General features: G+C 61.6%; 19 protein-coding genes and 1 pseudogene. 15 read left to right on the top strand and 5 right to left on the bottom strand.

Annotation, left to right across the window (positions count from 1 at the left end; translation table 11 throughout):
• Positions 1-180: 180 nt before the first annotated feature.
• A pseudogene (locus HMPREF2743_RS12985) lies at positions 181-1074 on the bottom strand (glycosyltransferase family 87 protein); the annotation flags it as partial.
• Positions 1075-1135: 61 nt separating this feature from the next.
• Between HMPREF2743_RS12985 and HMPREF2743_RS11105 the strand changes: the two are divergent.
• Both HMPREF2743_RS11105 and HMPREF2743_RS11110 read left to right on the top strand, forming a co-directional pair.
• The gene (locus HMPREF2743_RS11105; protein WP_070526671.1) at positions 1136-1642 is read left to right on the top strand and encodes a polyadenylate-specific 3'-exoribonuclease AS; all 507 of its coding nucleotides are present in this window, start codon (positions 1136-1138) and stop codon (positions 1640-1642) included.
• Between the two features lie 73 nt (positions 1643-1715).
• Positions 1716-3104 carry a class II 3-deoxy-7-phosphoheptulonate synthase gene (locus tag HMPREF2743_RS11110; protein ID WP_070526675.1) on the top strand — a complete coding sequence of 463 codons (1389 nt, stop codon included), beginning with the start codon at positions 1716-1718 and terminating at the stop codon, positions 3102-3104.
• A gap of 12 nt (positions 3105-3116) precedes the next feature.
• Here HMPREF2743_RS11110 and HMPREF2743_RS11115 read toward each other — a convergent pair whose 3' ends face one another.
• Positions 3117-4367, bottom strand: coding sequence for a protein kinase domain-containing protein (locus tag HMPREF2743_RS11115; protein ID WP_070743647.1), 1251 nt, complete (start codon positions 4365-4367; stop codon positions 3117-3119).
• A gap of 50 nt (positions 4368-4417) precedes the next feature.
• On the opposite strand from HMPREF2743_RS11115, the gene HMPREF2743_RS11120 reads away from it, so the two are divergent.
• A complete protein-coding gene (locus HMPREF2743_RS11120; RefSeq protein WP_070445241.1) occupies positions 4418-4816 on the top strand; it encodes an Rv2175c family DNA-binding protein in 399 nt (132 codons plus the stop codon).
• Here the strand turns inward: HMPREF2743_RS11120 and HMPREF2743_RS11125 are convergent.
• The 3 genes from HMPREF2743_RS11125 to HMPREF2743_RS11135 are packed head-to-tail and all read right to left on the bottom strand — an operon-like array spanning position 4785 to position 8032.
• Positions 4785-6323 (bottom strand): alpha-(1->6)-mannopyranosyltransferase A, encoded by a 1539-nt coding sequence (locus HMPREF2743_RS11125; protein WP_070526681.1) that lies wholly within the window; start codon positions 6321-6323, stop codon positions 4785-4787. The genes HMPREF2743_RS11120 and HMPREF2743_RS11125 overlap by 32 nt on opposite strands.
• A 1-nt stretch (position 6324) precedes the next feature.
• The gene (locus HMPREF2743_RS11130; protein WP_070526684.1) at positions 6325-7416 is read right to left on the bottom strand and encodes a polyprenyl synthetase family protein; all 1092 of its coding nucleotides are present in this window, start codon (positions 7414-7416) and stop codon (positions 6325-6327) included.
• A 43-nt stretch (positions 7417-7459) separates the two neighbouring features.
• On the bottom strand, positions 7460-8032 hold the full coding sequence (locus HMPREF2743_RS11135; protein ID WP_070818814.1) for a GNAT family N-acetyltransferase: 573 nt from the start codon (positions 8030-8032) through the stop codon (positions 7460-7462).
• A 263-nt stretch (positions 8033-8295) separates the two neighbouring features.
• Here HMPREF2743_RS11135 and HMPREF2743_RS11140 point away from each other — a divergent pair, with 263 nt between their 5' ends.
• The 12 genes from HMPREF2743_RS11140 (at position 8296) to murG (ending at position 22947) form a co-directional block, all read left to right on the top strand.
• Positions 8296-8733 carry an SAV_6107 family HEPN domain-containing protein gene (locus tag HMPREF2743_RS11140; protein ID WP_070818815.1) on the top strand — a complete coding sequence of 146 codons (438 nt, stop codon included), beginning with the start codon at positions 8296-8298 and terminating at the stop codon, positions 8731-8733.
• 153 nt (positions 8734-8886) lie between these two features.
• Positions 8887-9294, top strand: coding sequence for a DUF3040 domain-containing protein (locus HMPREF2743_RS11145; protein ID WP_070526694.1), 408 nt, complete (start codon positions 8887-8889; stop codon positions 9292-9294).
• Between the two features lie 684 nt (positions 9295-9978).
• Complete coding sequence (gene mraZ / locus HMPREF2743_RS11150; RefSeq protein ID WP_010190539.1) at positions 9979-10413, top strand: division/cell wall cluster transcriptional repressor MraZ; 435 nt, start codon at positions 9979-9981, stop codon at positions 10411-10413.
• 173 nt (positions 10414-10586) lie between these two features.
• The gene (gene rsmH / locus HMPREF2743_RS11155; RefSeq protein ID WP_070526697.1) at positions 10587-11630 is read left to right on the top strand and encodes a 16S rRNA (cytosine(1402)-N(4))-methyltransferase RsmH; all 1044 of its coding nucleotides are present in this window, start codon (positions 10587-10589) and stop codon (positions 11628-11630) included.
• Positions 11627-12463 (top strand): cell division protein FtsL, encoded by an 837-nt coding sequence (locus HMPREF2743_RS11160; protein ID WP_070526700.1) that lies wholly within the window; start codon positions 11627-11629, stop codon positions 12461-12463. The genes rsmH and HMPREF2743_RS11160 overlap by 4 nt, the downstream gene beginning before the upstream one ends.
• 327 nt (positions 12464-12790) lie before the next feature.
• Entirely contained in the window at positions 12791-14659 is a 1869-nt protein-coding gene (locus tag HMPREF2743_RS11165) for a peptidoglycan D,D-transpeptidase FtsI family protein (RefSeq protein WP_070743635.1), read from the top strand.
• A 67-nt stretch (positions 14660-14726) separates the two neighbouring features.
• Entirely contained in the window at positions 14727-16280 is a 1554-nt protein-coding gene (locus HMPREF2743_RS11170) for a UDP-N-acetylmuramoyl-L-alanyl-D-glutamate--2,6-diaminopimelate ligase (protein WP_070818816.1), read from the top strand.
• A complete protein-coding gene (murF, locus tag HMPREF2743_RS11175; RefSeq protein ID WP_070818817.1) occupies positions 16277-17812 on the top strand; it encodes a UDP-N-acetylmuramoyl-tripeptide--D-alanyl-D-alanine ligase in 1536 nt (511 codons plus the stop codon). Before HMPREF2743_RS11170 ends, murF begins: the two co-directional genes overlap by 4 nt.
• 23 nt (positions 17813-17835) lie before the next feature.
• The gene (gene mraY, locus HMPREF2743_RS11180) at positions 17836-18948 is read left to right on the top strand and encodes a phospho-N-acetylmuramoyl-pentapeptide-transferase (protein ID WP_010190532.1); all 1113 of its coding nucleotides are present in this window, start codon (positions 17836-17838) and stop codon (positions 18946-18948) included.
• Positions 18945-20336 (top strand): UDP-N-acetylmuramoyl-L-alanine--D-glutamate ligase, encoded by a 1392-nt coding sequence (gene murD, locus HMPREF2743_RS11185; RefSeq protein WP_070818818.1) that lies wholly within the window; start codon positions 18945-18947, stop codon positions 20334-20336. Before mraY ends, murD begins: the two co-directional genes overlap by 4 nt.
• A gap of 14 nt (positions 20337-20350) precedes the next feature.
• Positions 20351-21832 carry an FtsW/RodA/SpoVE family cell cycle protein gene (locus tag HMPREF2743_RS11190; RefSeq protein WP_070526715.1) on the top strand — a complete coding sequence of 494 codons (1482 nt, stop codon included), beginning with the start codon at positions 20351-20353 and terminating at the stop codon, positions 21830-21832.
• Positions 21833-21861: 29 nt separating this feature from the next.
• On the top strand, positions 21862-22947 hold the full coding sequence (murG, locus tag HMPREF2743_RS11195) for an undecaprenyldiphospho-muramoylpentapeptide beta-N-acetylglucosaminyltransferase (RefSeq protein ID WP_070818819.1): 1086 nt from the start codon (positions 21862-21864) through the stop codon (positions 22945-22947).
• The last annotated feature ends 25 nt before the right edge of the window (positions 22948-22972 follow it).

Raw genomic sequence — 22972 nt, forward strand, 5'->3', positions numbered from 1 at the left:
CTGCTGCCACCACGACCACGTCAGTTCCAGTTGCTCGCCGTGGGGGACAAGCCAGTGACCGCGAGCTACCAGAACCAGCCATGTGAGGCCGGCAAAGAACCAGCGGCGGCGAGCAGTCAGATACACCGCCGCCAAGCACAGCCACGTGAAGTGGTGCGACCACGAGACTGGCGAACACAGCAGCGCTGCCGACGAGGCCAGCAGCACGAGCTCAATCTGTGAGGATGTGCGCTCCATGACCCACCACAACGTCACCACGATGATGAGGCACCCAATTATCCAGAGGTCCGTTGCCTGCTCTGGGACGATGCGGCTGAGCAGGCCGCGGAGTGATTGATTGCTCGAGTAGGCCAGCCCACCGATGCGGGAGGAATCCCGGATGGTATCGGTCCAATACACCGCGGAGCTCGCTGGGGAGGCGAGGTAGCCCACCACGCCGCAGGCAACAAAAGCCCCCACCGCCGTGGCAAGAGCGCGCCAGTCTCGGCGAACGAAAAACACGGCGAGGAAGACCGCGGGGGTGAGCTTGATAGCGATAGCTGCGCCTGTCAGAATTCCACGCCATGGGTTGCGGGGCCTCAGTATCAGGCAATCCACAATGACTGCCGCGGTCAACAGGAGGTTTACTTGACCGAAGCTGAGTGTCTCAGTAATCGGCTCGGTCAGCAAGCAGGCGCACAATGCCCACGAGGACCACCAACCGGGCCTGTGAGTGGTGCAGCTTCGAGAGAGGACGGCGTAGAGGCAGACCCAGAGCGCTGCCACCGATGCCGCAGTGAGAAGAATGGACAGTGGCCACAGCGGTAGCCATGACACCATGGCGAAAAGCGTTGCGGCAAAAGGCGGGTACGTGAACGGCAGCGAAAAACCGTTGTCGAGGACATAGCTTTGGGCGTACAGATTCTCTCCGCGTAGCAGCGCGCGTCCCCCCTCACGATAAACATCGAGGTCAATGTGGTAGGAAGGCACAATGCTGCCACTGCTGAACAACGCCGCAGGCTGAATAATCCATGCCACGGAGGCCAGCCCTGCTATGAACAAGGGGAGAAGGGGAGAGTAGAGAGCTTTCTTCACACGGTAGAGTATAGGCCCCAGTGGAGAGACGTATGTGGGCAAGAGACTAGGATTACAGGACGTGCGCTACTTCTACGACACCGAATTCATTGAGGACGGATCGACCATTGAGCTGGTCTCCATCGGTATTGTCGGGGAAGACGGAAGCGAGTACTACGCGGTGTCCACAGACTTCGATCCCGCGAAGGCCAATGCGTGGGTGCGGGAGAACGTCTTGGATAAATTGCCAAGCCCCGCAGACCCAGTTTGGAAATCGCGCGAGACCATCCGCGAAGAGCTCTTGAAATTCTTGGGCCGGCATTCCACGCCTATCGAGCTGTGGGCTTGGGTAGGAGCCTATGACCACGTGGTTCTCGCGCAACTCTGGGGAGACATGGCTAGGCTGCCCAAGGGGATGCCGCGATATACCCGGGAACTGAAGCAGTATTGGGAGTTTGCCGGCCGCCCTAAGCTGCCTCCAGTGCCCAATAGCAACCACGATGCGTTGGTCGACGCCCGCCATAATCTGGCTAAGTTTCGAGTCTGCGAGCAGCATTTGCCGCTGACTAGGGGCAACCGCGTACATTAAACGTGAATTAATACCGCAGCCGAAAAGACCATTAACTAACGCGTGACAGGCCCAAGATGGTTAAATACTGGGTGTGAGTTGGACAGTAGATATTCCCAAAGAAGTGCTTCCTGATCTGCCGCCGCTACCGGAGGGGATCAATGAGAAGTTCCAAGACGCCATTTCCCGCGAGGCAAAGCAGCAGCCGAGCTGGGATCAGCTGCAGGCTGATAACGTCCGCAAGATTCTTGAATCCGTACCGCCTATCGTCGTGGCCCCGGAGGTTGAGGATCTCAAGCGCAAGCTTGCCGACGTCGCCTTGGGCAAAGCCTTCCTCCTCCAGGGCGGCGATTGCGCGGAGACCTTCGAATCCAACACTGAGCCGCACATCCGCGGCAACATCAAGACGCTGCTACAGATGGCCGTGGTGTTGACCTACGGCGCGTCCACCCCGGTGGTGAAGCTGGGGCGTATCGCCGGCCAGTACGCGAAGCCACGCTCCTCTGATCTGGACGCGAATGGCTTGTACAACTACCGCGGTGACATCGTCAACGGCGTGGAAGCTAACGAAGAGTCCCGCCGCCACGATCCCGCCCGCATGATTCGCGCCTACGCGAACTCCTCGGCGGCAATGAACTTGGTCCGCGCGCTGACCCACTCCGGAACCGCAGACCTGTACCGCCTCCATGAGTGGAACCGTGAATTCGTGGCCAACTCCCCGGCGGGTGCACGCTACCAAGCTCTGGCGGATGAGATTGAGAACGGCCTGGCCTTCATGAACGCCTGTGGGGTTTCGGACGAGACCCTGCGTTCGGCGGAGATTTACTGCTCCCACGAGGCCTTGCTGAAGGACTACGAGCGTTCCATGCTGCGCTTGGGTACGGACTCTAACGGCGAAACCAAGCTTTATGACCTGTCCGCGCACCAGCTGTGGATTGGTGAGCGCACCCGTGGTCTCGAGGACTTCCACGTGGCCTTTGCTTCCATCATTGGAAACCCCGTGGGCATCAAGCTTGGCCCTGGCGTGACGCCGGAGCAGGCAGTGGAATACGCGGAGAAGCTTGACCCGAACCGCGAGCCGGGCCGCCTCACCATGATTGCCCGTATGGGCCACGATAAGGTGCGCTCTGTGCTGCCCCCGATCATCAAGGCAGTGGAGGACTCCGGCCACAAGGTGGTGTGGCAGTCTGATCCGATGCACGGCAATACCTTCACGGCATCGAACGGTTACAAGACTCGCCACTTCGACAAGATCGTCGACGAGGTCCAAGGCTTCTTCGAGGTGCACCGCGAGCTGGGCACCCACCCGGGCGGCGTCCACCTGGAGTTCACAGGTGAGGACGTCACCGAGTGCCTCGGCGGTGCGGAGGACATCACGGACGTGGATCTGCCGGGCCGCTACGAGTCCGCCGTGGACCCGCGCCTGAACACCCAGCAGTCGCTGGAGCTGTCCTTCCTGATCGCTGAGATGCTGCGCAACTAGAAGTTGCGCAGGCTAATACGGCCTCCAGAGAATCGGCCACGTGCCGTATTCTCCGGAGCCAAACCACCAGGCCGCCACCGCGACGGCCAAGGTGGCGAGGATGACGAGGACGAGGAAGCCAATGAGAGCAATCGCGCTGCGATTGCTCAAAGGCCGTTCTTCCGGCTCTTCCTCGGCACCGGCTGGGGGAACGGGGGCAGAAGGCTCCGGCACCGCAGGGGAGGGCGCCGGAGGCTCTACAGGCGCGGATGGCGGGAGGAAGGCGTCGTTGCGCGGCTCTACCCGGGTTTCCCGCGTTGGGGGCTGGGGCGCAGGGATAGCTGAGGTCGCTTCAAAGACCCGGGTATTGTCCGTGCCCGAAAAATCCGTTGGCACGGCAGCAGTACGTGCGGCAGCCGAGTTCCGCGGGATGGGGACAGTGAACTTCGGGAGCTGTAGCTCGCGGGAGACATCATCCAAGGCATCGAGGAATTCGCCGGCATCCGCAAACCTTTCGGCTGGCTGGCGTGCAGTGGCGGTGGCCACGAGGGCGTCGAAAAGCATGGGCACCCCCTCGATGCGGGAGGAAGGCGCCACCACATCCTCGTGCACGCGCGCGGTGGCGTGCGCCAGCGGGGTATCGCCGCGGAAGGGGACAGTGCCGGTCAACAATTCAAAGAGCACGATTCCTGCGGAGTACACGTCGGAAGCCGGCGTGATGTCCGCGCCAGTGACTTGCTCGGGGGAGAGGTAGCTGACGGTACCGACGATCTGGCCCGAACTATCGTGCTCCGCCTTAGCGGAGCGAACCAGACCGAAATCGCCGACCTTGACGCGATGGCTATCCGTGATCAGAACATTATCCGGCTTGATATCGCGGTGCACTAGGCCGGCGTGGTGGACTTCGGTGAGCCCGGCCAGCACGGAGTGCATGACGCCGGCTGCGGCATGCGGCGGCATGGGCCCGCGTTCTGCAAGGAGTTCGCGTAAGGTACCTCCGGTGATGAGCTCCATGATGAGATAGATGGGCAATCCATCCGCGGAAAAGTCATGCACGGCGACGAGATTGGGGTGGCTCAGCTGCGCCATCGCGCGGGCTTCGCGCTCGAAGCGGGTAACGAAGACAGGATCATCGTGATAGCGCTCATCCATCACCTTGGCGGCTACTGCGCGGCCCAAACGCATGTCCACGCAGCGATACACGGTGGACATGCCGCCGCGAGCGATCGGCTGATCGATGCGGTAGCGTCCCTCAAGAATGTCGCCCACGTTCAGCCTTGTCATGGATTCCAGTATGGCTGATCGGCGCCCCAAAGTGTGATCCGGCTACAGTTGTGTCCGTGACTAAGTCTGAGAAAAACACCGAGAATCCGCACCCAGAACTGCCGCAGCTCCTCGCCGGGGAGAAGCTGCTGACGCTGAAGGAGGTCGCTGAGAGGCTCGATCTACCGATCACCCGTGTCTTCGATCTGCTCAATGCGCGCAAGTTCATTGTGTGGCGCAATGCCGAGGGAGAGCGCCTCGTTCCGGAAGCATTCTTCAACGCCAAAGGCGTCATTTCCAAGCATGTATCCGGAGTGATCACGGTCCTCTCCGACAACGGGTGGGGTGACAACGAGATTCTGGCGCACCTATTTACCGAAGATGATTCCTTGCCAGGCCGCCCCATTGACGCGCTGCACGGACACCTAGCGCGCGAGGTTATTCGGCGCGCACAGGCTTCGGCGTTTTAGAACCCTCATCGGGTTTCGGGGTCGCGGTGGTTCGTGGAACACCATCGAAAATCCACTGCGTTGCTGACCAAGCTACGACCACCATGGCGATATCCCAGAACCAGTTATACAGCTGGTGGTTACCGTCGCCGGCAAAGGCGACGCCGATGAATATGGCCACACCGGTGGTGAGCTTGATCAAGGGCAATGGCGGGCGGAACGTTCCCATGAGCGTGAGCACGGAGGCATAGTACCAGGGGAGCGTCACAGAGTTGAAGACGAATGCCACCTGGTAAGCAGCGGCCGTGGCAGCGATAGCCCGGCGCACGCCCGTGCGGCCCCACCACCATACGAGGACGAGGCCGAGGAGCATGAGGATCATCGCGGCCGAGCGCAGCGCGGTGAGCACACCGTTATAGGTGGTATCGGGGGAGAAGACCTGGATGAGCGGCACGAGGATGTCAGCGAGCAGGGTAGGGCCGGCTAGAGGGTTGATGACCTTGGAATTGCCACTGATTTGTGACAACCAACCCCACGAGCTTCCCGACGCCCACGTAATCGCCGCCACCGCCAGCGCGACCTCCACCACAGCAAGGAAACCGGACAGGAGGAAGACTCCGAAGCGCTTGATGGGCTTCGTCCCCTTCGGTGCCCAGTGGTGCAGCATGAGCCACACGATAAAAGGTGCAGCGAAAATAGCGGTGGCCTTGAGCGAGACCGCCACGCCAACCAGAAGGAGGCTGGCATGGAACTTGTGGTGCACTGCGGCAAGCAGACCCAGCGAAACTAGCCCCACCATGATGGATTCATTGTGCATGCCACCGATGAGGTGCAAGAGCATAACCGGGTTCGCTACGCCCAGCCAGAGTGCGAGGGCAGGATCGCCCCCGATGCTGCGCGCCAAGCGCGGAATTGACCAGGCAATGGCGGCAAAGCCGAGGACCGATATCGCCTTGTAGACGATGATGCCTGCGGCGACGTTTTCTCCTACCAGCTGGGTTACACCATTGCCCATCCACAGGTGCAATGGGCCATAAGGGGTGGTGGTGTTGCGCCAGTCGTGGGAGACCTCCAAGAGGAAGGGACCAGGATTCACCGCCGCTCCTTCAACATAAGGGTCGTAGCCATCACGCACCATCGCGCCTTGCATGAGATAGGAATACACATCGCGAGAAGCCAGCGGTGCCGCACACAACAAAGGGGCAACCCAGCACAACAGCATCCGACGAATATCGGCCAGCGCGCCGTCTGGTTGTGGGTTCTTCACCTGCGGGGCAATGAAGTAGCGGCCGGCCAAAACCCACGCGGCAACCAAGCCGAAAAGGCCTACCCAATAGAGGACCATGCCGATGTTGCGGCCATGGCCATAAGCTAGAAAGCCGATATTGAGCGCTTCAAGGAAGCCACCGCGGTTGCGGGTAGCGCCACCGGAGAAAGAGGCGAGTGCCAGCACGACAGCGGCGATGATGCCCAAAGGCAGGGGGTGGGGAATGCGCAGGGGCACGCGCGTGGTTGTGGGACGAGCCATGCTACATCCGGCGGGCCGTGGACTTGTGAGCAAGTTCTTCCAGAGTCTCCGTAACCTCGGGGGAGACCTGAGCATTGTGGAGGTGGTCAAGGCCCGAGCGCGTGAGATCGTTGATGCGCTGCTCGACGACATCCGGCGCACCCGAATCCGCAATAATCTGCGCCATGCGGGCAATCTCTGCGGGATCCTCTGTCTGACCGATGAGGCGACGCAACTCCGCAGCCGCGGCGGGATCGGAAGCATCCGCGCGCTGCAGTGCCAAGGCCAAGAGGACTGTGCGCTTGCCCTCGCGCAAATCATCACCGGCGGGCTTGCCAGTCACGGCGGGGTCACCGAAGACCCCCAACAAATCATCGCGCAGCTGGAAGGCAACCCCGATGTCTTGGCCGTAGCCGCGGAAAGCAGCGACGAGCTTTTCGGCGGCGCCCGCTATGGCTGCGCCCAAGTGCAGGGGGCGCTCGATCGTGTAGGCGGCGGTCTTGAAACGGTTGACTGAATCAGCCAACGTGGCGTCCTCAGAACCTTCCGCCTCGAGGCAGATATCCAGCATCTGCCCGCCGATTACTTCGCGGCGCATAGCGCGCCAAGGTGCGCGGGCACGTGCGAGTGCTTCAGGGCTAAGTCCGGAGTCCTGGAGCATGTCTTCCGCCCAGACCAGGGCCATGTCACCCACCAGGATGGCGAGGGACTGACCGAAGAAATCAGCATCGCCGTGGAAGCCGAGTTCGCGATGGCGGGCTGCTACGCCACGGTGAACGGTAGGGCTACCGCGCCGGGTATCGGAGGCATCCACGATGTCATCGTGGATTAGGGCGCAGGCCTGGATGAATTCTAAGGATGTGGCTGCGCGGAGCATAGCCTGTGGGGACTCCGTCCCTTCGAGCCCGCGTGCGCCGATAAAACCTGCCCACGCGTAGAGGGGGCGGATGCGCTTTCCGCCATCCAGTACGAAGGATTCCAAATAGGAAATCGCGTTGGTTACTGGAGCGCCGATGGATGCGATGGCATCACGCTGGCGGTCTAGAAAAAGCGCGAGCTCCTCGCGTACGGCTGCGGGAATTTCGTCCAAGGAAGGTATCTGCGGTGTAGTCACGCTTGCCACTTTACCTGGGCAGGTTCAGGGTTAAGGCGCCAGGTTAAGCGGTGTCGGTTGGTGTGAGCGGCACAGTAGATTGCAGGATTGCGAAGGGGCGGGAATCAGCGGGGTAATGGAGGTCACGGAGGAAATCGCTAAAGCCCATCTTGCGGTAGAGGCCAAAGGCGGAGTTGGCTTCATTGGGAACCTCCGGTGTGGAAAGCAAAATATAGCGAGCGGGAAGATTCCAGGCCAAGGCTTCTAGTAATGCGCGGCCCAGGCCGTGGCCTTGTTTCGAGGGGAGCACGTGGATCTCTGCCAGTTCGAAGTAATTGTGGAGAATCTCTTCTTGCTCTGGGGTGGGGCCGCCGCTGGCGGCGAGTGCGCGGCGGAGCTGCTTATCCCACCAGGTATCGGGGGTGCCTAGGAAGCCGTAGGCAAAGCCGGCGATGCCATATTCATCGGTGGCCACAATGCAGGAAAACCCTGGGCGTATGAGATCTGCGCGCCACCGCGAGATGGACCCCTCGCGCACCGAGGTGTTGTAGTCCATCGCCGCAATGTAGATATCCACCAAGTGCGGGAGGGCAATGGCGAACTCTTGGGGGCTTAAGCGGCGCAGCGTGTAACTCACATGTCTAATAACAACAGATTCTTACGGTATGTGAAAGCACTCGGGAAAACTTCCATCAAACGCCGTGCCGTGAGTGTTCGAAAACATTCGGAATAATGCTTTAAATCTATTGTCAAATTCGAACACCTGCTCTAAAATTGGGGGTGGATGTAGGAAGGTGGTTTTAAGGTGAATCGCAACAACGAACAACAGCAGAAAATCAACAGCATCAACAGCACAGTCTTTATCGACAAACTGAGGAAGAAGCCCGAGGGGGAGAGGACATGGCACAGGTAATCTCAGCAACAGCGGCAGCAGCCCGCAGCCGGAACCGTGAGGCTATGCAGCGGGACCGTTTCGTAAACCAAGCGCTAGACCTCTTAGCGGATGCGCGGAGTAGCGCGGCGGGGGGACGCCTTGCGGATGCATTGGAATTGGCTTACCGCGCCTCGCTACGTGCAGCCGGGGCACGTGTGGCGGCGTCCACCGTGTCGCGACGCCGGCGCTTGCCTACTTCCGCCTGGGAGCAGGTGGCTCTCATTGGCCCGGCTGATGCCCAGTGGGCAGAGGGGTTTAGGGAGTACTCCCGTGTGCGCTCACGTGTGGCCTCTGGCCTAGAGCCGGTCCCTGAGCCGGACGCGGTTTATCAGTACTTAGCACTCGCCGCGCGTTATGTGGATGCGACTGAGTCCGAGCTGGGCTTCGGGGCAATGGCGGCCTAAGGCTGGGGCCGGGGTCATGGGCCGTGAGGGGGTAGTGCGGCCAAATTATGGACTGTCTTTGTGGGAACTATCTCGCTATCCTTGACGTTATAGAGGTAGTACCCCACATTCCCAGTATTTCTACCTAAACCCCAACCCATTACGGAGGACGCTGTGGCCCTTTCTGAGCACGAACAGCAAGCGCTGCGTGAAATTGAACAGTCGTTGCTGGCCAATGATCCTGATTTTGGCGCGTCTGTGTCCGGTGAAACTTCTTTCGGCGGAAACTCGGGTGCCATCACCCTCCGCGGAGTGGCCTTGATTGTTGTTGGCCTCTGCATGATGGTGGGCGGTATCGCGTTGGCTCAGCAATCTCTGTGGTTTGTCAGCCTCTCCGTCCTTGGCTTCCTCGTTATGTTCGGCTCCGGTGTCTGGATGCTGCGTGGAAAGTCTGAAGATTCTCTGGTTGCAGTCGGCGCGCAGGCCCCTGCCCGCGGGCGCGGCAAGCAATCCAAGAATGGCGGCAGCGGTGTTGGAAACCGTCTGGAAGATAATTTCCGCCGTCGCTTTGAGGAACGCTAGGCGCCAATAAAACGCTCATGGGCGTTGTATAGATAGCTGCACTCTCGCCCACAGCCCTCCGCGTTAATTCGCGGAGGGCTGTTGTGATCTTTGAACTTCTAAAAATCGGTGGGGGAGGGTCAGCTGGCAAGGGTGTCGGCAGTTGTGAGGAGCGTCTGTTTTGCCTGCCGCGCTTGTCCGGTGTTGGGCTGGCCAGCGGCCTAGCAGGTGTCGATGGCGGGTAGGGCTGAAGGTTCCAGGGTTGGGCTCTGCGCCTAGGCATCAGATCTATTGATTGTTGCGGCGTCGGAAGGAATTCACATCTTCCCCCACTTTCCCCCACTTTGCCCCGGGTGGACTATTGAGCTGGTGGAAATTCTGCGTGCTTTTGTCGGGCTGGGTGATTGAAAGTCGCAGTAATTCGGGGATATAGGGGAAAGGTAGTGCTTAAGGGATGGAAGTTGCAGGTGTGAATAGCGGAATTGAGTGCGTACTTAGGGGGTGTGTCAAGGGCGTGCTGGGAAAACTTCCCACCGAAAAAATGCCTATCTAGCTGCATGTATGTCGTGACACGCGGGGATGAAGGGTGCTAAAGGTGTGGGTGGTGGGGGAAAGTGGGGTAGAGTGGGGCGCAGCGGAGGAGAGTTGTTCTCTTGTCGCGAGAGGAATCCGGAGTTTTCGAGTGACAGGAAGGTGGACCCGGGGATGTTTCTCGGCACCTACACTCCCAAGCTCGATGACAAAGGGCGGCTTACGCTTCCAGCGAAGTTTCGCGAAGAACTGGCCGGTGGCCTCATGGTCACTAAGGGGCAGGATCATTCGCTTGCGGTATACCCGCGGGAGGAATTCGCGGCACGAGCTAGGAAGGCAGCGGCTGTGTCACGCACCAACCCGGACGCGCGTGCGTTCATCCGTAACTTGGCAGCGAGTGCGGACGAGCAGCGTCCCGATGGGCACGGGCGTATCACGCTGTCTGCAGGCCACCGTGAGTACGCAAACCTGACGAAGGAATGCGTGGTTGTGGGGTCGGTCGACTTCCTCGAAATCTGGGATGCAGCCGCGTGGGCTGAATACCAGGCGCAAACTGAAGACGCTTACTCGGCGGCAGACGCCGATGACGTACTTGCCGGGTTGCTCTAAAGCTTCCCCGGCGCACCAAGAGTGCGTGTACGGACTCTGCCCGAGGAGGATGAGCTGGTGTACTTCCCCGACATCAGAACCCTTCCTCGGACAGGGCCCTATACGCACTCGCTTTTTATCGAGATCATCAGACCGCAGCATTAAGCGCCTGAACGGAAAGGGGGACAGCAACTGTGGAGCACGACGGCACCATCAACTACGACGTGAGCGACAACCACGGCCATGTCCCCGTCATGCGTGCGCGCATGGCCCAGTTGCTTGCCCCAGCTGTCGAGGCAGCGGGGGAGAACGCCGTCATCGTCGACGGTACCTTGGGCGCGGGTGGCCACAGCGAATACTTTCTCACCGCTTTCCCCTTCGTGCGCATCATTGGCGTGGACCGTGATTCCGCCTCGTTGAGCAGTGCTTCTCGACGTCTCAGTCCCTTCGCCGACCGTTTCGTGGGCGTCAACGCGCGTTTCGATGAGGTAGGCAGTGCCATTGCGGATGGGGAAGACGAGATCTTTTCCATCGCGCGGGAGCACGGCATAGCCGGGGCGCTGTTTGATCTCGGAGTCTCCTCCATGCAGCTGGATCAGGTCGATCGCGGTTTTGCGTACAAGACTGACGCCCCGCTGGATATGCGCATGGACCCGCGCCAGGGAATGACCGCCGCCGACATTCTCAATACTTATAGTCACGGAGACCTCGCCCGCATTTTGAAAACCTATGGCGATGAGCGTTTCGCCGGAAAAATCGCATCCGCAGTTCTGCGGGAAAGGGACAAGGAGCCTTTTAGCAACTCCGCGCGCTTGGTCGACTTGTTATACGCCACCATCCCCGCGGCAACGCGCCGCACTGGTGGACACCCGGCGAAGCGAACCTTTCAGGCGCTGCGCGTCGAGGTCAACCGTGAACTGGAGGCTATTGAGCAGGTCATCCCCGTGATTACGGATGCCTTGTCCATTGGCGGACGTGCGGTGTTTATGAGCTACCAGTCGCTCGAAGATCGCATTGTTAAGCATGCTTTCACCAAGCTCAGCACCTCGACCACCCCAGCGGGCCTGCCCATGGATCTGCCGGGGACCGCGGCGCACTATTCCGTGGTGACGCGTGGTGCGGAAAAGGCGAGCCAGGAAGAGATTGCGGAGAACCCACGGGCGGCATCCGTCCGTGTACGCGCGCTCGAACGCCTTGAAGGGGCGCCGTCTTTTCATGAACCGGGAGGTAGGCCATGACGCTGAGAGACCGTACCGCACAGGCAACCCACCACCGCGACCACGAGAGGACCCACACCATGGGCGCAAGCCGCGATTTCACCACCGGAGCCGATGCCACGGGCCAGGGAACCGCGCTGCTGGAACGGGGGCGCCGTACCACCCCGCTGCCGAGTCGCACCCCGCACCGCGGCACCGTTCCTACTCGCCGCGTTGGCTCCGGCCTGCGGGGAAGCCGCCTTGGCTCGAAGCAGGTTGTGAGCAATCGTGGCCGTCGTGTAGCGCAGCCCACGCGGGTCAACGGCCTCTTCGCGCGCCTGTCCTTCATCGCCATTGCTCTGCTTATTACGGGTGTGGCCGCAGCCATGTGGTTGTCGGGCTTGTCCACCTCCCAGACCTTCAAGATTCAGGAGCTCACCGCCCAGGAATCCACGCTGGATAACCAGCTGGAAACCCTGAACCGAGACTTGGAGAATGTTCGCTCGGCCTCGGATGTGGCTCGCCGCGCCCACGAGGCCAAGATGGGCATCCCTGTCCAGCCAGGCGTTGTAGAGGTTGGCGCAGACGGCAATATCGAGCACAAGCGCGAGGCAACACCGGATATGGAATCGGTCATCGATGTCAATGGAGAACCGGTCCGCCCGGGGCAGGCTTCCAGTGACCCGAACGCGACGGCCTACATGTCCGACAATCTGAATGCCCGCCCGACGCTCAGCGAGCGCAACCGCGAACGTGGAGGTGCCGCTTCCAATGACGCGCATTCGGAGAATAGCCCCGAAGGCGGCCAGCCAGGGGAGGAGAACGTTGAGCTGCCGGATATTCCGGCCCAGGCTCCCTACGCGGCGCGGGGATAGAATCCCCCTCCCGCTTCGCGCGTGCCTGCGTGGGCAGGCGGCGATAATAGGGCACAATTCGGGATGAGACTGTCTTAACCCGCGCCAAGCGTGGGGCAAGACATTCAGCTGTTTACTTACCTACCCTCGCTGCAGACAGAAAGGTGACGTGTGACCCCACCACACTCCGGTGGCCGGCGCCCGAGGCGCGCTCCCGCCGCCCGTGCCGCTCAGCCACGCGGTGCCTCTCACCAACCACGGCAGCGCTACGACGCCGACCGCGTCGTTCCCGCGACCAGCTCCCGGAACCCACGTACCGGCAAGCCTTTCCTGAGCCAGCAAAAGACGATGCGCCAGCGTGTTCACGTCATTGCGGCGGTGTTGCTCGTCATCATGCTGGCCTGGATGGGGCGCCTCGCCTGGGTGCAGATTGTGTGGGGTCCCGACCTGGCGGCAAAGGCAGCAGCGCAGCGAACCCGTGTGTACGTCGACACCGCCGGGCGCGGTGAAATCCTTGCGCGCGATGGCCAGCGCTTGGCCTACACCATGCGTGCCCGCTCATTAACCGTCTCACCGACTCGCCTGCGCGATGAGCTTCGTGAGCAGGAAAAGCAGAAAGCAACCGGCGAGGCCGAGTATGAGTCCTTAGCCCCCGAAGCGAAGAGTTCCTATCTAGACAACAAAGTGACCGAGCGGCTCACCGAAATGTCGAAGGGGATCCCGAGCAAGCTGAAGGATGCCGGAATCGATGCTGGCGACGTGGACCCGGAGCAGATTATGGACAAGCTCCGCGCCGACACTCAGTACGAGGTCCTCGTTCGCAATGTTGACCCAGATGTCGCGGTAGCCATTTCCGAGGAATACCACGGCCTTGCCGCCGATGAGCAGCAAATCCGCCAGTATCCGAATGGTTCGATCGCGGAGAACGTCATCGGCAAAGTTTCTATGGACGGCCAAGGCCAGTTCGGCTTCGAAGCCTCCGGTGATACCACCCTCACGGGTATTGACGGCAGTTCCACCGAGGACGTTTCGGCCAATGGCCAGGTGATTCCCGGTAGCCTCCGCGATCAGGTACCCACCACTGACGGCAAGAACGTGACATTGACGCTAGATCTTGACCTACAGACCTACGTGCAGCAGAAGCTGGAGAAGGCAAAGGCCAACTCGAAGGCGAAAAGCGCTGAGGCGGTCGTGTTGGATGCCGCTACCGGCCAGGTCTTAGCCATGGCGAATACTGGGACGGTTGATCCGAACAAGGACATCGAAAAGCAGCTCCAAAAGGACAAGACCTTCGACAATCTGTCAGTCTCGCACCCCTTCGAGCCCGGCTCGGTTGCGAAGATAATTACTGCTGCCGCGACCATCGAAGAGGGCCTCACCGACCCGGATGAGGTTTTGCAGGTGCCCGGATCCATCGACATGGCCGGCGTGACTGTTAATGACGCCTGGCCCCACGGCGTTGAGCCATACACCACGACCGGCGTCTTCGGTAAGTCATCGAACGTGGGAACGCTGATGCTGGCGGATCGACTTGGCCAAGATAAATACGCCGATTACCTGAAGAAGTTTGGACTCGGGCAGACCTCCGGCATCGAGTTGCCCAACGAGTCCCCTGGACTGGTCCCCGATCGTTCGCAGTGGTCCGGCGGTACCTTCGCTAACCTGCCCATCGGCCAGGGCCAGTCATGGACTGCCCTGCAGCTGGCGTCTGTTTACCAGGCCCTCGCCAACGATGGCGAGCGCATCGAGCCGCGCATCATTGACTCGATTACCGCGCCGGACGGGACGAAGGAAGAGCTGGAGGAGCCCGAGACCACCCGCGTGGTCAGCGCCGAAACCGCACGCACCGTCGTCGACATGTTCCGAGCGGTCTTCCAGGATGATCCGCAGGGCCTGAACAACGGTACCGCCGGCAACGCCAACATCGAGGGCTATCAGCTCTCCGGAAAGACCGGTACCGCGCAGAAAGTCGATGAGGACACTGGGGCTTATTCCAATTCCAAATACTGGATCACGTTTGCGGGCATTGCGCCTGCCGACGACCCCCGCTTCGTCGTCGCCGTCATGCTCGATGAGCCGGAATCCGGTGTCAACGACGACGGCTCCGGCGGCCAATCCGCAGCCCCTGTTTTCAGCGATATCGCATCCTGGCTCCTCGACCGCGACAATATCCCGCCCTCCCCGCCAGCACCGCAACTGACCTTGCGCGCCGAGTAGTCAGCTCTTATACCGAAAAGCACATATCGAAAACCTAGAGACAGAGAAACAGAGAAGAGGAATCACCGTGACCAGCAGCACCACCCTGAAGCGCCTAGCAGAGATTTCTGGCGGCACGGTGGTCGGGGATGCCTCGACCACCGTGGGGTCCTGTGGACTGAATTCAGCAACATTGCCGTCCGGTGGCCTCTTCGCGGCGCTTCCTGGAACTCGCGTGCATGGAGCGCGATTCGCCGCTGATACAGAGGCCGCAGCCATCCTTACTGATGCAGAAGGACAGCGCATCCTCACCGACGCAGGGGAGACGCGGCCGCTTCTTGTGGTGGAGGATATCCGCGCCATCCTTGGGAACGTGTCCGCCGAGATCTATGGCCACCCCACGCAAAAGCTCACCATCCTCGGCGTGACGGGCACCTCCGGTAAAACCACGACGAGCTACCTCCTCGAGGCGGGTCTCTTGCACGCAGGCTATTCGGTTGGCCTCATCGGCACGACGGGTACCCGCATCAACCGTGAGCCGGTCCCTACCTCGCTGACCACCCCAGAAGCACCGACCTTGCAGGAACTCTTTGCGCGCATGGTGTCTGAGGGAGTTACGCACGTAGTGATGGAGGTGTCCTCTCACGCGCTTTCTTTGGGACGAGTCCAGGGTACGCGCTTCGACGTGGGCGGCTTCACCAATCTGAGCCAAGACCACTTGGACTTCCACCCGACAATGGAAGACTACTTCGAGGCCAAGGCCTTGCTTTTCGACGGCCCCCAAGCCGCCGACTGCTCTGTCATCTGTGTCGATGACGAATGGGGCCGGCGCATGGCGCAGCGTGCAGCTGCACGGCCGGTGCTCCTGGTGTCGACGAGCTCGACAGAGAGCGAGGCCGATATTACCGGCAGCCAGCTCAGCACCGAGGTCACCGGTGCGCAGCAGGTGGAACTAAAGGTCACGTCTGGTGAACACACTGGTAACTATGAATTCCGCCTGCCTATGCCGGGTACCTTTAACATTGCTAACGCGGCTCTCGCGACGGGAATGGCCGCCGCTGTGGGAGTCGAGCCACGAGTTTTCCTCGAAGGAGTAGAAAAGGTAGCGGTCCCTGGACGCATGGAGCGCATCGACCGCGGCCAAAACTTTGTCGCCGTGGTTGACTACGCACACAAGCCGGCTGCAATCGCGGCTGTTCTAGAGACCCTGCGTACGCAGCTGGACGGCAGCGCGGGCCGCATCGGCATCGTCGTTGGCGCAGGTGGCGACCGGGACTCTTCCAAGCGTCCGCTCATGGGCGCGGCGGCCGCGAAGGGCGCAGACCTTGTCGTCGTCACCGACGACAACCCCCGCACCGAAGACCCGGCATCCATCCGTGCGGCCGTGCTCGCGGGCGCCCAGGAGGCAAACCCGGCGGCTGATATCCGTGAGGTAGGCTCCCGCGCCAAGGCCATTGATGAAGTCGTGGCGTGGGCGCAGCCGGGGGATGCCGTCATCGTCGTTGGCAAGGGCCACGAGGTAGGCCAGCTCATTGGCGATACCGTCCATCACTTCGATGACCGCGAAGAGATGGCGCGTGCCCTTGATGCCATGGCCACTGCGACTAACCTGAGTACCGAAGAATCCAAGGAGCAAGCATGATTGCGTTAAGCCTCGCTGAGATCGCTGAGATCACGGGCGGCCGCCTTGATAGCGTCGACGAACCAGACACCCAGGTGACCGGCTTCGTCGAATTCGATTCTCGCAAGGTCACCCCGGGCGGACTCTTTGTCGCCCTGCCCGGAGCACGCGTCGATGGGCACGACTATGCCAACACCGCGATCGACAAAGGAGCCGTTGCCGTGCTGGCGGCGCGGCCGGTGGGCGTTCCGGCGATCGTCGTCGAGCCGCACGGGCGCATCGAAGGTGACGGTGCCAACGCGGATATCTACGCCAACGATGCAGATGGGTCCGCGGCCGCCGTTGTCGCAGCGTTGTCTGCGATTGCCCGTGCAGTAACGCAGCGCCTTGCCGCAGAGCAAGACCTCACTATTGTCGGTGTCACCGGTTCGGCCGGTAAGACGTCCACCAAGGACCTCATCGCCACCATTTTCCGTGAGGTGGGGGAGACCGTCGCTCCGCCCGGCTCCTTCAACAATGAAATCGGGTTGCCCTATACGGCTCTGCGGTGCGATGAGCACACGCGCTACCTAGTGGCGGAGATGTCTGCCCGCGGTATCGGGCACATCCGTCATCTCACTGAAATCACCGCGCCGCGCGTTGGCGTGGTCCTGAATGTCGGCTCCGCGCACCTCGGTGAGTTTGGTTCGCGCGAGAATATCGCGCAGGCCAAGGGCGAGCTGGTGGAGGCGTTGCCGAAAGCGGAAGCGGGCGGCGTAGCCGTCCTCAACGCAGATGATCCTTTCGTCGCCGCGATGGCTCCCCGCACGGAGGCCAAGGTGGTGTACTACTCCACGGAGAACCGCCGCGGAGGCGCACCGGCGGCGCAGTACTATGCCACCGATATCGTGCTCGATGACGTCGCTCGCCCTTCCTTTACCCTGCACAGCCCGGATGCTGAACCCGTTGCTGTGAAGCTCCAAGTCTTTGGGTCCCACCAGGTATCTAATGCACTGGCCGCGGCCGCCGCAGCCATCGAGCTGGGGGTATCGGCAGACACGGTGGCGGCTGCGCTGTCCGGTCACCGCCTCGCCTCCGAGCACCGCATGGACGTGCGCACCCGCCGCGATGGCGTCACCGTCATCGATGACTCCTATAACGCCAACCCCGATTCGATGCGTGCGGCCATCGCCGCTTTGGCTTATACCGCAGCAGCGCGTCCCGACGCCCGTTCCATCGCGGTGTTGGGGGAGATGGGAGAACTCGGCAGCGATGCAGAGCAATCGCACCGCCAGCTCGGTGAGTTTTTGGCCAAATACCACGTCGCGCAACTCATCGCGGTAGGGGAGAATCCCAACTGCCGGGCGATGGCCGAGGCCGCTGCGCAGCAAGGTATAAATACAGTGGTGTGCGCCGATGCTGCGGCCGCCGCACAGGCGGTGGACGGCATACTGCGCGTGGCCCCGGCAGGGGTCGATGATTGGGCTAGCCGTAGCGTTAAGGACGTGGTCTTGATTAAGGCCTCCAATGCCCAACGTCTCTGGTTGGTCGCGGAACAGCTGAACCACAGCTAGCCGCTAGAAAGGACTTCAAGCTCGTGACTCAGATCATCATCGCTGGTGCGGTTAGCTTCCTCGTGGCGATCTTTACCACCCCGGTTCTTATCCGTTATTTCTCCGATACCGGCCGCGGACAAGAGATCCGCGAGGATGGCCCCAAGTCTCACCTGCGCAAGCGCGGTACGCCGACGATGGGTGGTCTTGCCATCCTCGCGGGCATCTTGGTGGCCTATGTTGTGGCCGGCCTCTATGGCCTGCTGACAGGGCATGAGGCCTTTACCGCCTCCGGCTTGCTGGTCCTCGGACTGACCTTGGGCTTGGGCGCGGTGGGCTTCGCGGATGACTTCATCAAACTCTTCCGCCACCGCAACCTCGGACTCAATAAGACCGCCAAGCTGATCAGCCAGCTCGTGCTGGCGCTGCTCTTCGGCTTCTTGGTCCTGCGTTTCCCCAACGATGCGGGGCTGACCCCAGGCTCCACCAAGCTATCCTTCATCCGAGATTTGAAGACTTTCGACCTAGCTGTCGGCGGCACGGTGATCGGAACCATCGTGTTCTTGATCTTCATGTACATCCTCATTGCGGCGTGGTCGAACGCAGTGAACCTCACCGACGGCCTCGACGGCCTCGCGGCGGGTGTTACCGCGATTGTCATGGGCTCTTATTCGCTGATGACCTTCTGGCAGTTCCGCTACTCCTGCGCCACTAATTTTGCTGCTGGGTGTTACCAGGTGCGCGATCCGCTCGACCTCGCAGTGCTTGCGGCCGCAGGTCTGGGTGGATGCCTAGGCTTCCTCTGGTGGAATGCCGCGCCCGCCAAAATCTTCATGGGAGACACCGGTTCCTTGGCACTTGGTGGTTTGGTCGCGGGTATTTCCGTTACCAGCCGTACCGAGCTGCTCATGATCATCATCGGTGCCCTGTTCGTCATCGAAACGGTCTCCGTCGTCATCCAAATCGTGGTCTTTCATTCCACCGGAAAGCGCTTCTTCCGTATGGCGCCGATCCACCACCACTTTGAGAACGGTGGTTGGGCGGAAACGGCTGTCGTTGTGCGCTTCTGGCTCCTGGCTGCCATGGCGGCGATGGCCGGCGTGGCTATCTTCTACGGGGATTGGCTCACCGCCTCCGGCATAGGAGTAGGCGCATGACGCGCCCAGATTTTCTCTCCGGCCACGTCCTCATTGCCGGCGCAGGCGTCTCCGGCCGCGGGTGCGCGGCAGTCCTGTCCAACTTGGGCGTGGATTTAACGGTGGCCGATGGCAACGCGGACTCTCGCAGCCGCATCGCCGCAGAGTTGGACGTTGCCACCGTGGACACCTCCGCGGTGGACCTAGCCGAGTACTCGCTCGTCGTCACCTCACCAGGATGGCGTCCGGACTCGCCGTTGCTCGCCGCCGCAGCCTCCCGCGGCCTTGAGGTGATCGGTGATGTGGAGTTGGCCTACCGTCTCGACCAAGCAGAAGTTTTTGGCGCCCCGCGCCGCTGGCTCGCGATCACCGGTACCAACGGTAAGACCACGACGACCGGAATGCTTGCCGCCATCATGGCTGCCGACGAGCAACGCTCCGGCCAGCGCGCACAAGCGGTAGGCAATATCGGCGTCTCGTCCTTTGATGCCCTGGCCGCCCAGCCCCGCGTGGACATCCTCGTAGCGGAGCTTTCATCCTTCCAATTGCACTGGTCCTCCCACCTGCGCCCAGAAGTCGGGGCACTGCTTAACCTCGCCGACGATCACCTGGATTGGCATGGATCCTTCGAGGCCTATGCCGCAGACAAGGCCAAGATTCTGCGTGGTCAGCATGCCGTCTACGGCAAGGAAGATGAGCACGTTCGAGTGCTCGCTGCTTCTCTTCCCGGCGCAACTGCTTTCAGCCATGCTGAGCCTGCCGCAGGTGAAGTAGGCGTGAGCACCGGCAGCCTCCTCGTCAACGAGGTTGCGGGGATGAAATCCGCCGTGGTGGACGATGTCACCACCATCCAACCCGCCGGTCTGGCCGGAGTGCTGGATGCCGCTGCCGCGTCGGCAGTGGCGGCTCTCGCTGGTGCTCAACCGGAATCCATCGCGGAGGGACTCAGCGCCTACGTGGTGGCAGGACACCGCGGGGAGATCGTTCACCGCCACGCTGGCGTGACCTACATCGACAATTCCAAGGCAACGAACCCACATGCCGCGGAGGTCGCTATGCGCGGGTTGGACTCCGTGGTGTGGGTGGCCGGCGGCCAGTTGAAAGGCGCTGATGTCTCGGAACTGTTGCGCACCCATGCCGCGCGACTGAAGGCAGCGGTTCTGGTGGGCGTCGACAAGCATGTGCTTGCCCAAGCCCTCGTGAAGGCAGCGCCACACGTGCCCGTTTTCATCGTGGATAGCCACGATCCGGAAGCAGCAATGGAACAGGCAGTGTCCGCCGCCGTGCAACACGCCGACGCCGGCGATACCGTGCTTTTAGCACCCGCTGCGGCATCGTTGGACATGTACACCGGTATGGGCCAGCGCGGAGATATCTTTGCCGCCGCTGCCCGCCGCCTCGCCCGCTAGCGCTAGGAGCACCCGTGACCGCCACCAGCACCCAGAAGCCACAACGCACGCTGGGATACCACCTGCGTGATCTCCGCGAGCGCCTCCGCGCCTACCCCGGGCTCGACTATTTAGTGCTGCGCATCGCCATTTTTTCGCTCATCGGCATCGGCGTCCTCATGGCCTTCTCCTCGTCGATGGCGACGTCTCTGTCAGAGACCGATAGCCCGTGGTCAGCTGCTCTGCGCCAGTGCGTGCTCGTTATCGCCGGCCTCATCGTGTTTTGGATTGGTCTGCGCATGTCGCCCCGCACGCTCCGGGCACTCGTGCCGTGGTTCTTGGGGCTATCCATCCTGCTTCTTATCCTCGTCCTCGTACCTGGCATTGGTACCGGTCGTGCGGAGGTCGGTTCGCAGTCGTGGATCATGCTGCCTGGTGGTGTGGCATTCCAGCCCTCCGAGTTCGCCCGCGTGGCTGTGGGCATGTACGGCGCCTCAGCGCTGGCGGATAAGACGCACCGTTCGATGCGCCTGACGGACCCTTTCATGATGTACTCCATCATCGCCGGCATCATGTTCGTACTGATTGTGGCCCAAGGCGATCTCGGCATGGGTGTCTCTTTCGCCCTCATCGTCGTGTTCACTCTGGTTTTCGCTGGTGTGGACTGGCGTGTTCCGACCGTCGTCGGTGTCTTCGGTGCCATCGGCATGGTCACCGTCTTCTTGGCCGGCGGCTTCCGTTCGCACCGCTTCCACACTTATTTCGATGCGCTGCGCGGCAATATCGAGGACACACAAGGTACCGGTTTCCAGGCTTACCAGGGCTTCCTTTCGCTTGCCGACGGCGGCTTCTGGGGCGTTGGCCTCGGCCAGTCACGCGCCAAATGGTTCTACCTCCCAGAGGCGAAGAATGACTTCGTCTTCGCCATCATTGGTGAGGAATTGGGCCTGTGGGGCGGTGCCCTTGTCATCGGGCTATTCGCCGTGCTGGGCTACTTCGGGCTGCGGGCGGCAACGCGCGCCCAGGACCAATTCCAGTCTTTGCTGGCCGCCACGTTAGCGGTGGGGGTTGTCGTGCAGGCATTCATTAACATCGGCTACGTGATCGGCGTGCTGCCGGTGACGGGTATCCAGCTGCCGATGATTTCCGCAGGTGGTACGGCCGCGGTGATCACGATTGGGTCGATGGGCCTGCTGTGCAACGTGGCGCGCCACGAGCCGCTGCAGGTTTCCGCCATGCAGAACTTTGGGCGCCCGCTCTTCGACCGTATCTTCTTCATCCCCGAGCCCACACCGCCTAACGAGCGTCGCGGCGGGGCACACAGAGCCCCGCGTGAAGGCAAAGAGGCGACACGTTCTCAGCGCGCGCACCGCGACCGCTCCCAGCGCCATGTTGAGCGCAGCCGCGAGGAAAGATTTGGGCGTGCAGTAACAGGGCGCTCGTCGCGCGCGCAAGCGCCGCAGGGGGAACAACGGCGGGAGTATCGCCGGGAGTATCGGCGCGGCGAGCGTCGGTAGTAAAGCACGGCGCTGGTAGCGTGTAGTGCATGAATGACACGCCGATTTCCGTCGTCATCGCAGGTGGCGGCACTGCCGGACACATCGAACCAGCGCTCGCGGTGGGGGAGGAGCTGCGCCAGCGCCACGGCGCGCGGGTGACCGCGCTAGGAACCCCACGAGGTTTGGAAAGCGATATCGTGCCGGCGCGTGGCGTCGATTTGCGCATGATTACACCGGTCCCAGTCCCACGCAAGATCAACGCTGATGCCGCTAAGCTGCCGTGGCGGATCCTCAAGTCTGTTCGGGAAACCCGCGCGGTTCTGAAAGACGTCGGGGCCAATGTGGTCTTTGGCACCGGAGGATACGTTGCTGCGCCGGCTTACCTGGCAGCGAAGTCTCTGAGCATCCCGTTCTTCGTGCTCGAGACGAATGCTCTGGCTGGCATGGCTAACAAGCTGGGGGTGCGCCTCGGCGGCACGGGTATTAACGCGCAGGAAGGCTCCGGTATGCCCGGTGAGGTCCTGGGAATCCCCGTGCGTCCGGGCATGGGGGAGGATCCAGACGGCGCAAAGGCGGCTGCTGCGCGCCAGAACTGGAACCTCGACGCGCATCGCCCGACGATCGTGGTAACCGGCGGTTCACAGGGAGCGGTGAGCATCAACACTGCCGTGGCCGGCGCACTCGATGACCTGTGTCGAGATTTCCAAGTGCTGCACGCTTATGGCAAAAAGAATGCGGCGCCGGCTGCGCGCGAGCACTACACCGCGGTGCCCTATATCGATGACATGGCTGGCGCTCTGGCCGTTGCTGACCTCATGGTCTGCCGTTCTGGAGCGATGACGGTGGCAGAGGTCTCCGCCGCTGGTCTGCCCGCGCTTTATGTGCCGCTGCCGCACGGCAATGGTGAACAGGCTCTGAACTCGCGCGCGCTGGTGAATTCCGGTGCCGCGGTTCAGGTTCCGGACGCCGAGCTGACCTCGGAGCGCCTCGTTGCCGAGGTTCGCGCTATCCTTGACCACCCCGAAGCTTTGACGGCCATGCGTGCTGCCGCTGATGCCAGCACGGCCGGTGAGGTTGCAGCCATCATCGCTGACCGCATCGCGCAGCGTGTCGCCGTCGAGAACCGCGGCTAGACGCACAGTACAGGTTTATGAAAGA

The organism is Corynebacterium sp. HMSC036D02 (assembly GCF_001836165.1).
GTDB lineage: Bacteria > Actinomycetota > Actinomycetes > Mycobacteriales > Mycobacteriaceae > Corynebacterium.

Coding starts and splice junctions, on each gene's coding strand:
- HMPREF2743_RS11115 (WP_070743647.1), bottom strand. CDS start 4,367: ATGACAAGGCTGAACGTGGGCGACATTCTTGAGGGACGCTACCGCATC.
- HMPREF2743_RS11125 (WP_070526681.1), bottom strand. CDS start 6,323: ATGGCTCGTCCCACAACCACGCGCGTGCCCCTGCGCATTCCCCACCCC.
- HMPREF2743_RS11140 (WP_070818815.1), top strand. CDS start 8,296: ATGGCACAGGTAATCTCAGCAACAGCGGCAGCAGCCCGCAGCCGGAAC.
- mraZ (WP_010190539.1), top strand. CDS start 9,979: ATGTTTCTCGGCACCTACACTCCCAAGCTCGATGACAAAGGGCGGCTT.
- HMPREF2743_RS11160 (WP_070526700.1), top strand. CDS start 11,627: ATGACGCTGAGAGACCGTACCGCACAGGCAACCCACCACCGCGACCAC.
- HMPREF2743_RS11165 (WP_070743635.1), top strand. CDS start 12,791: ATGCGCCAGCGTGTTCACGTCATTGCGGCGGTGTTGCTCGTCATCATG.
- murF (WP_070818817.1), top strand. CDS start 16,277: ATGATTGCGTTAAGCCTCGCTGAGATCGCTGAGATCACGGGCGGCCGC.
- murD (WP_070818818.1), top strand. CDS start 18,945: ATGACGCGCCCAGATTTTCTCTCCGGCCACGTCCTCATTGCCGGCGCA.
- murG (WP_070818819.1), top strand. CDS start 21,862: ATGAATGACACGCCGATTTCCGTCGTCATCGCAGGTGGCGGCACTGCC.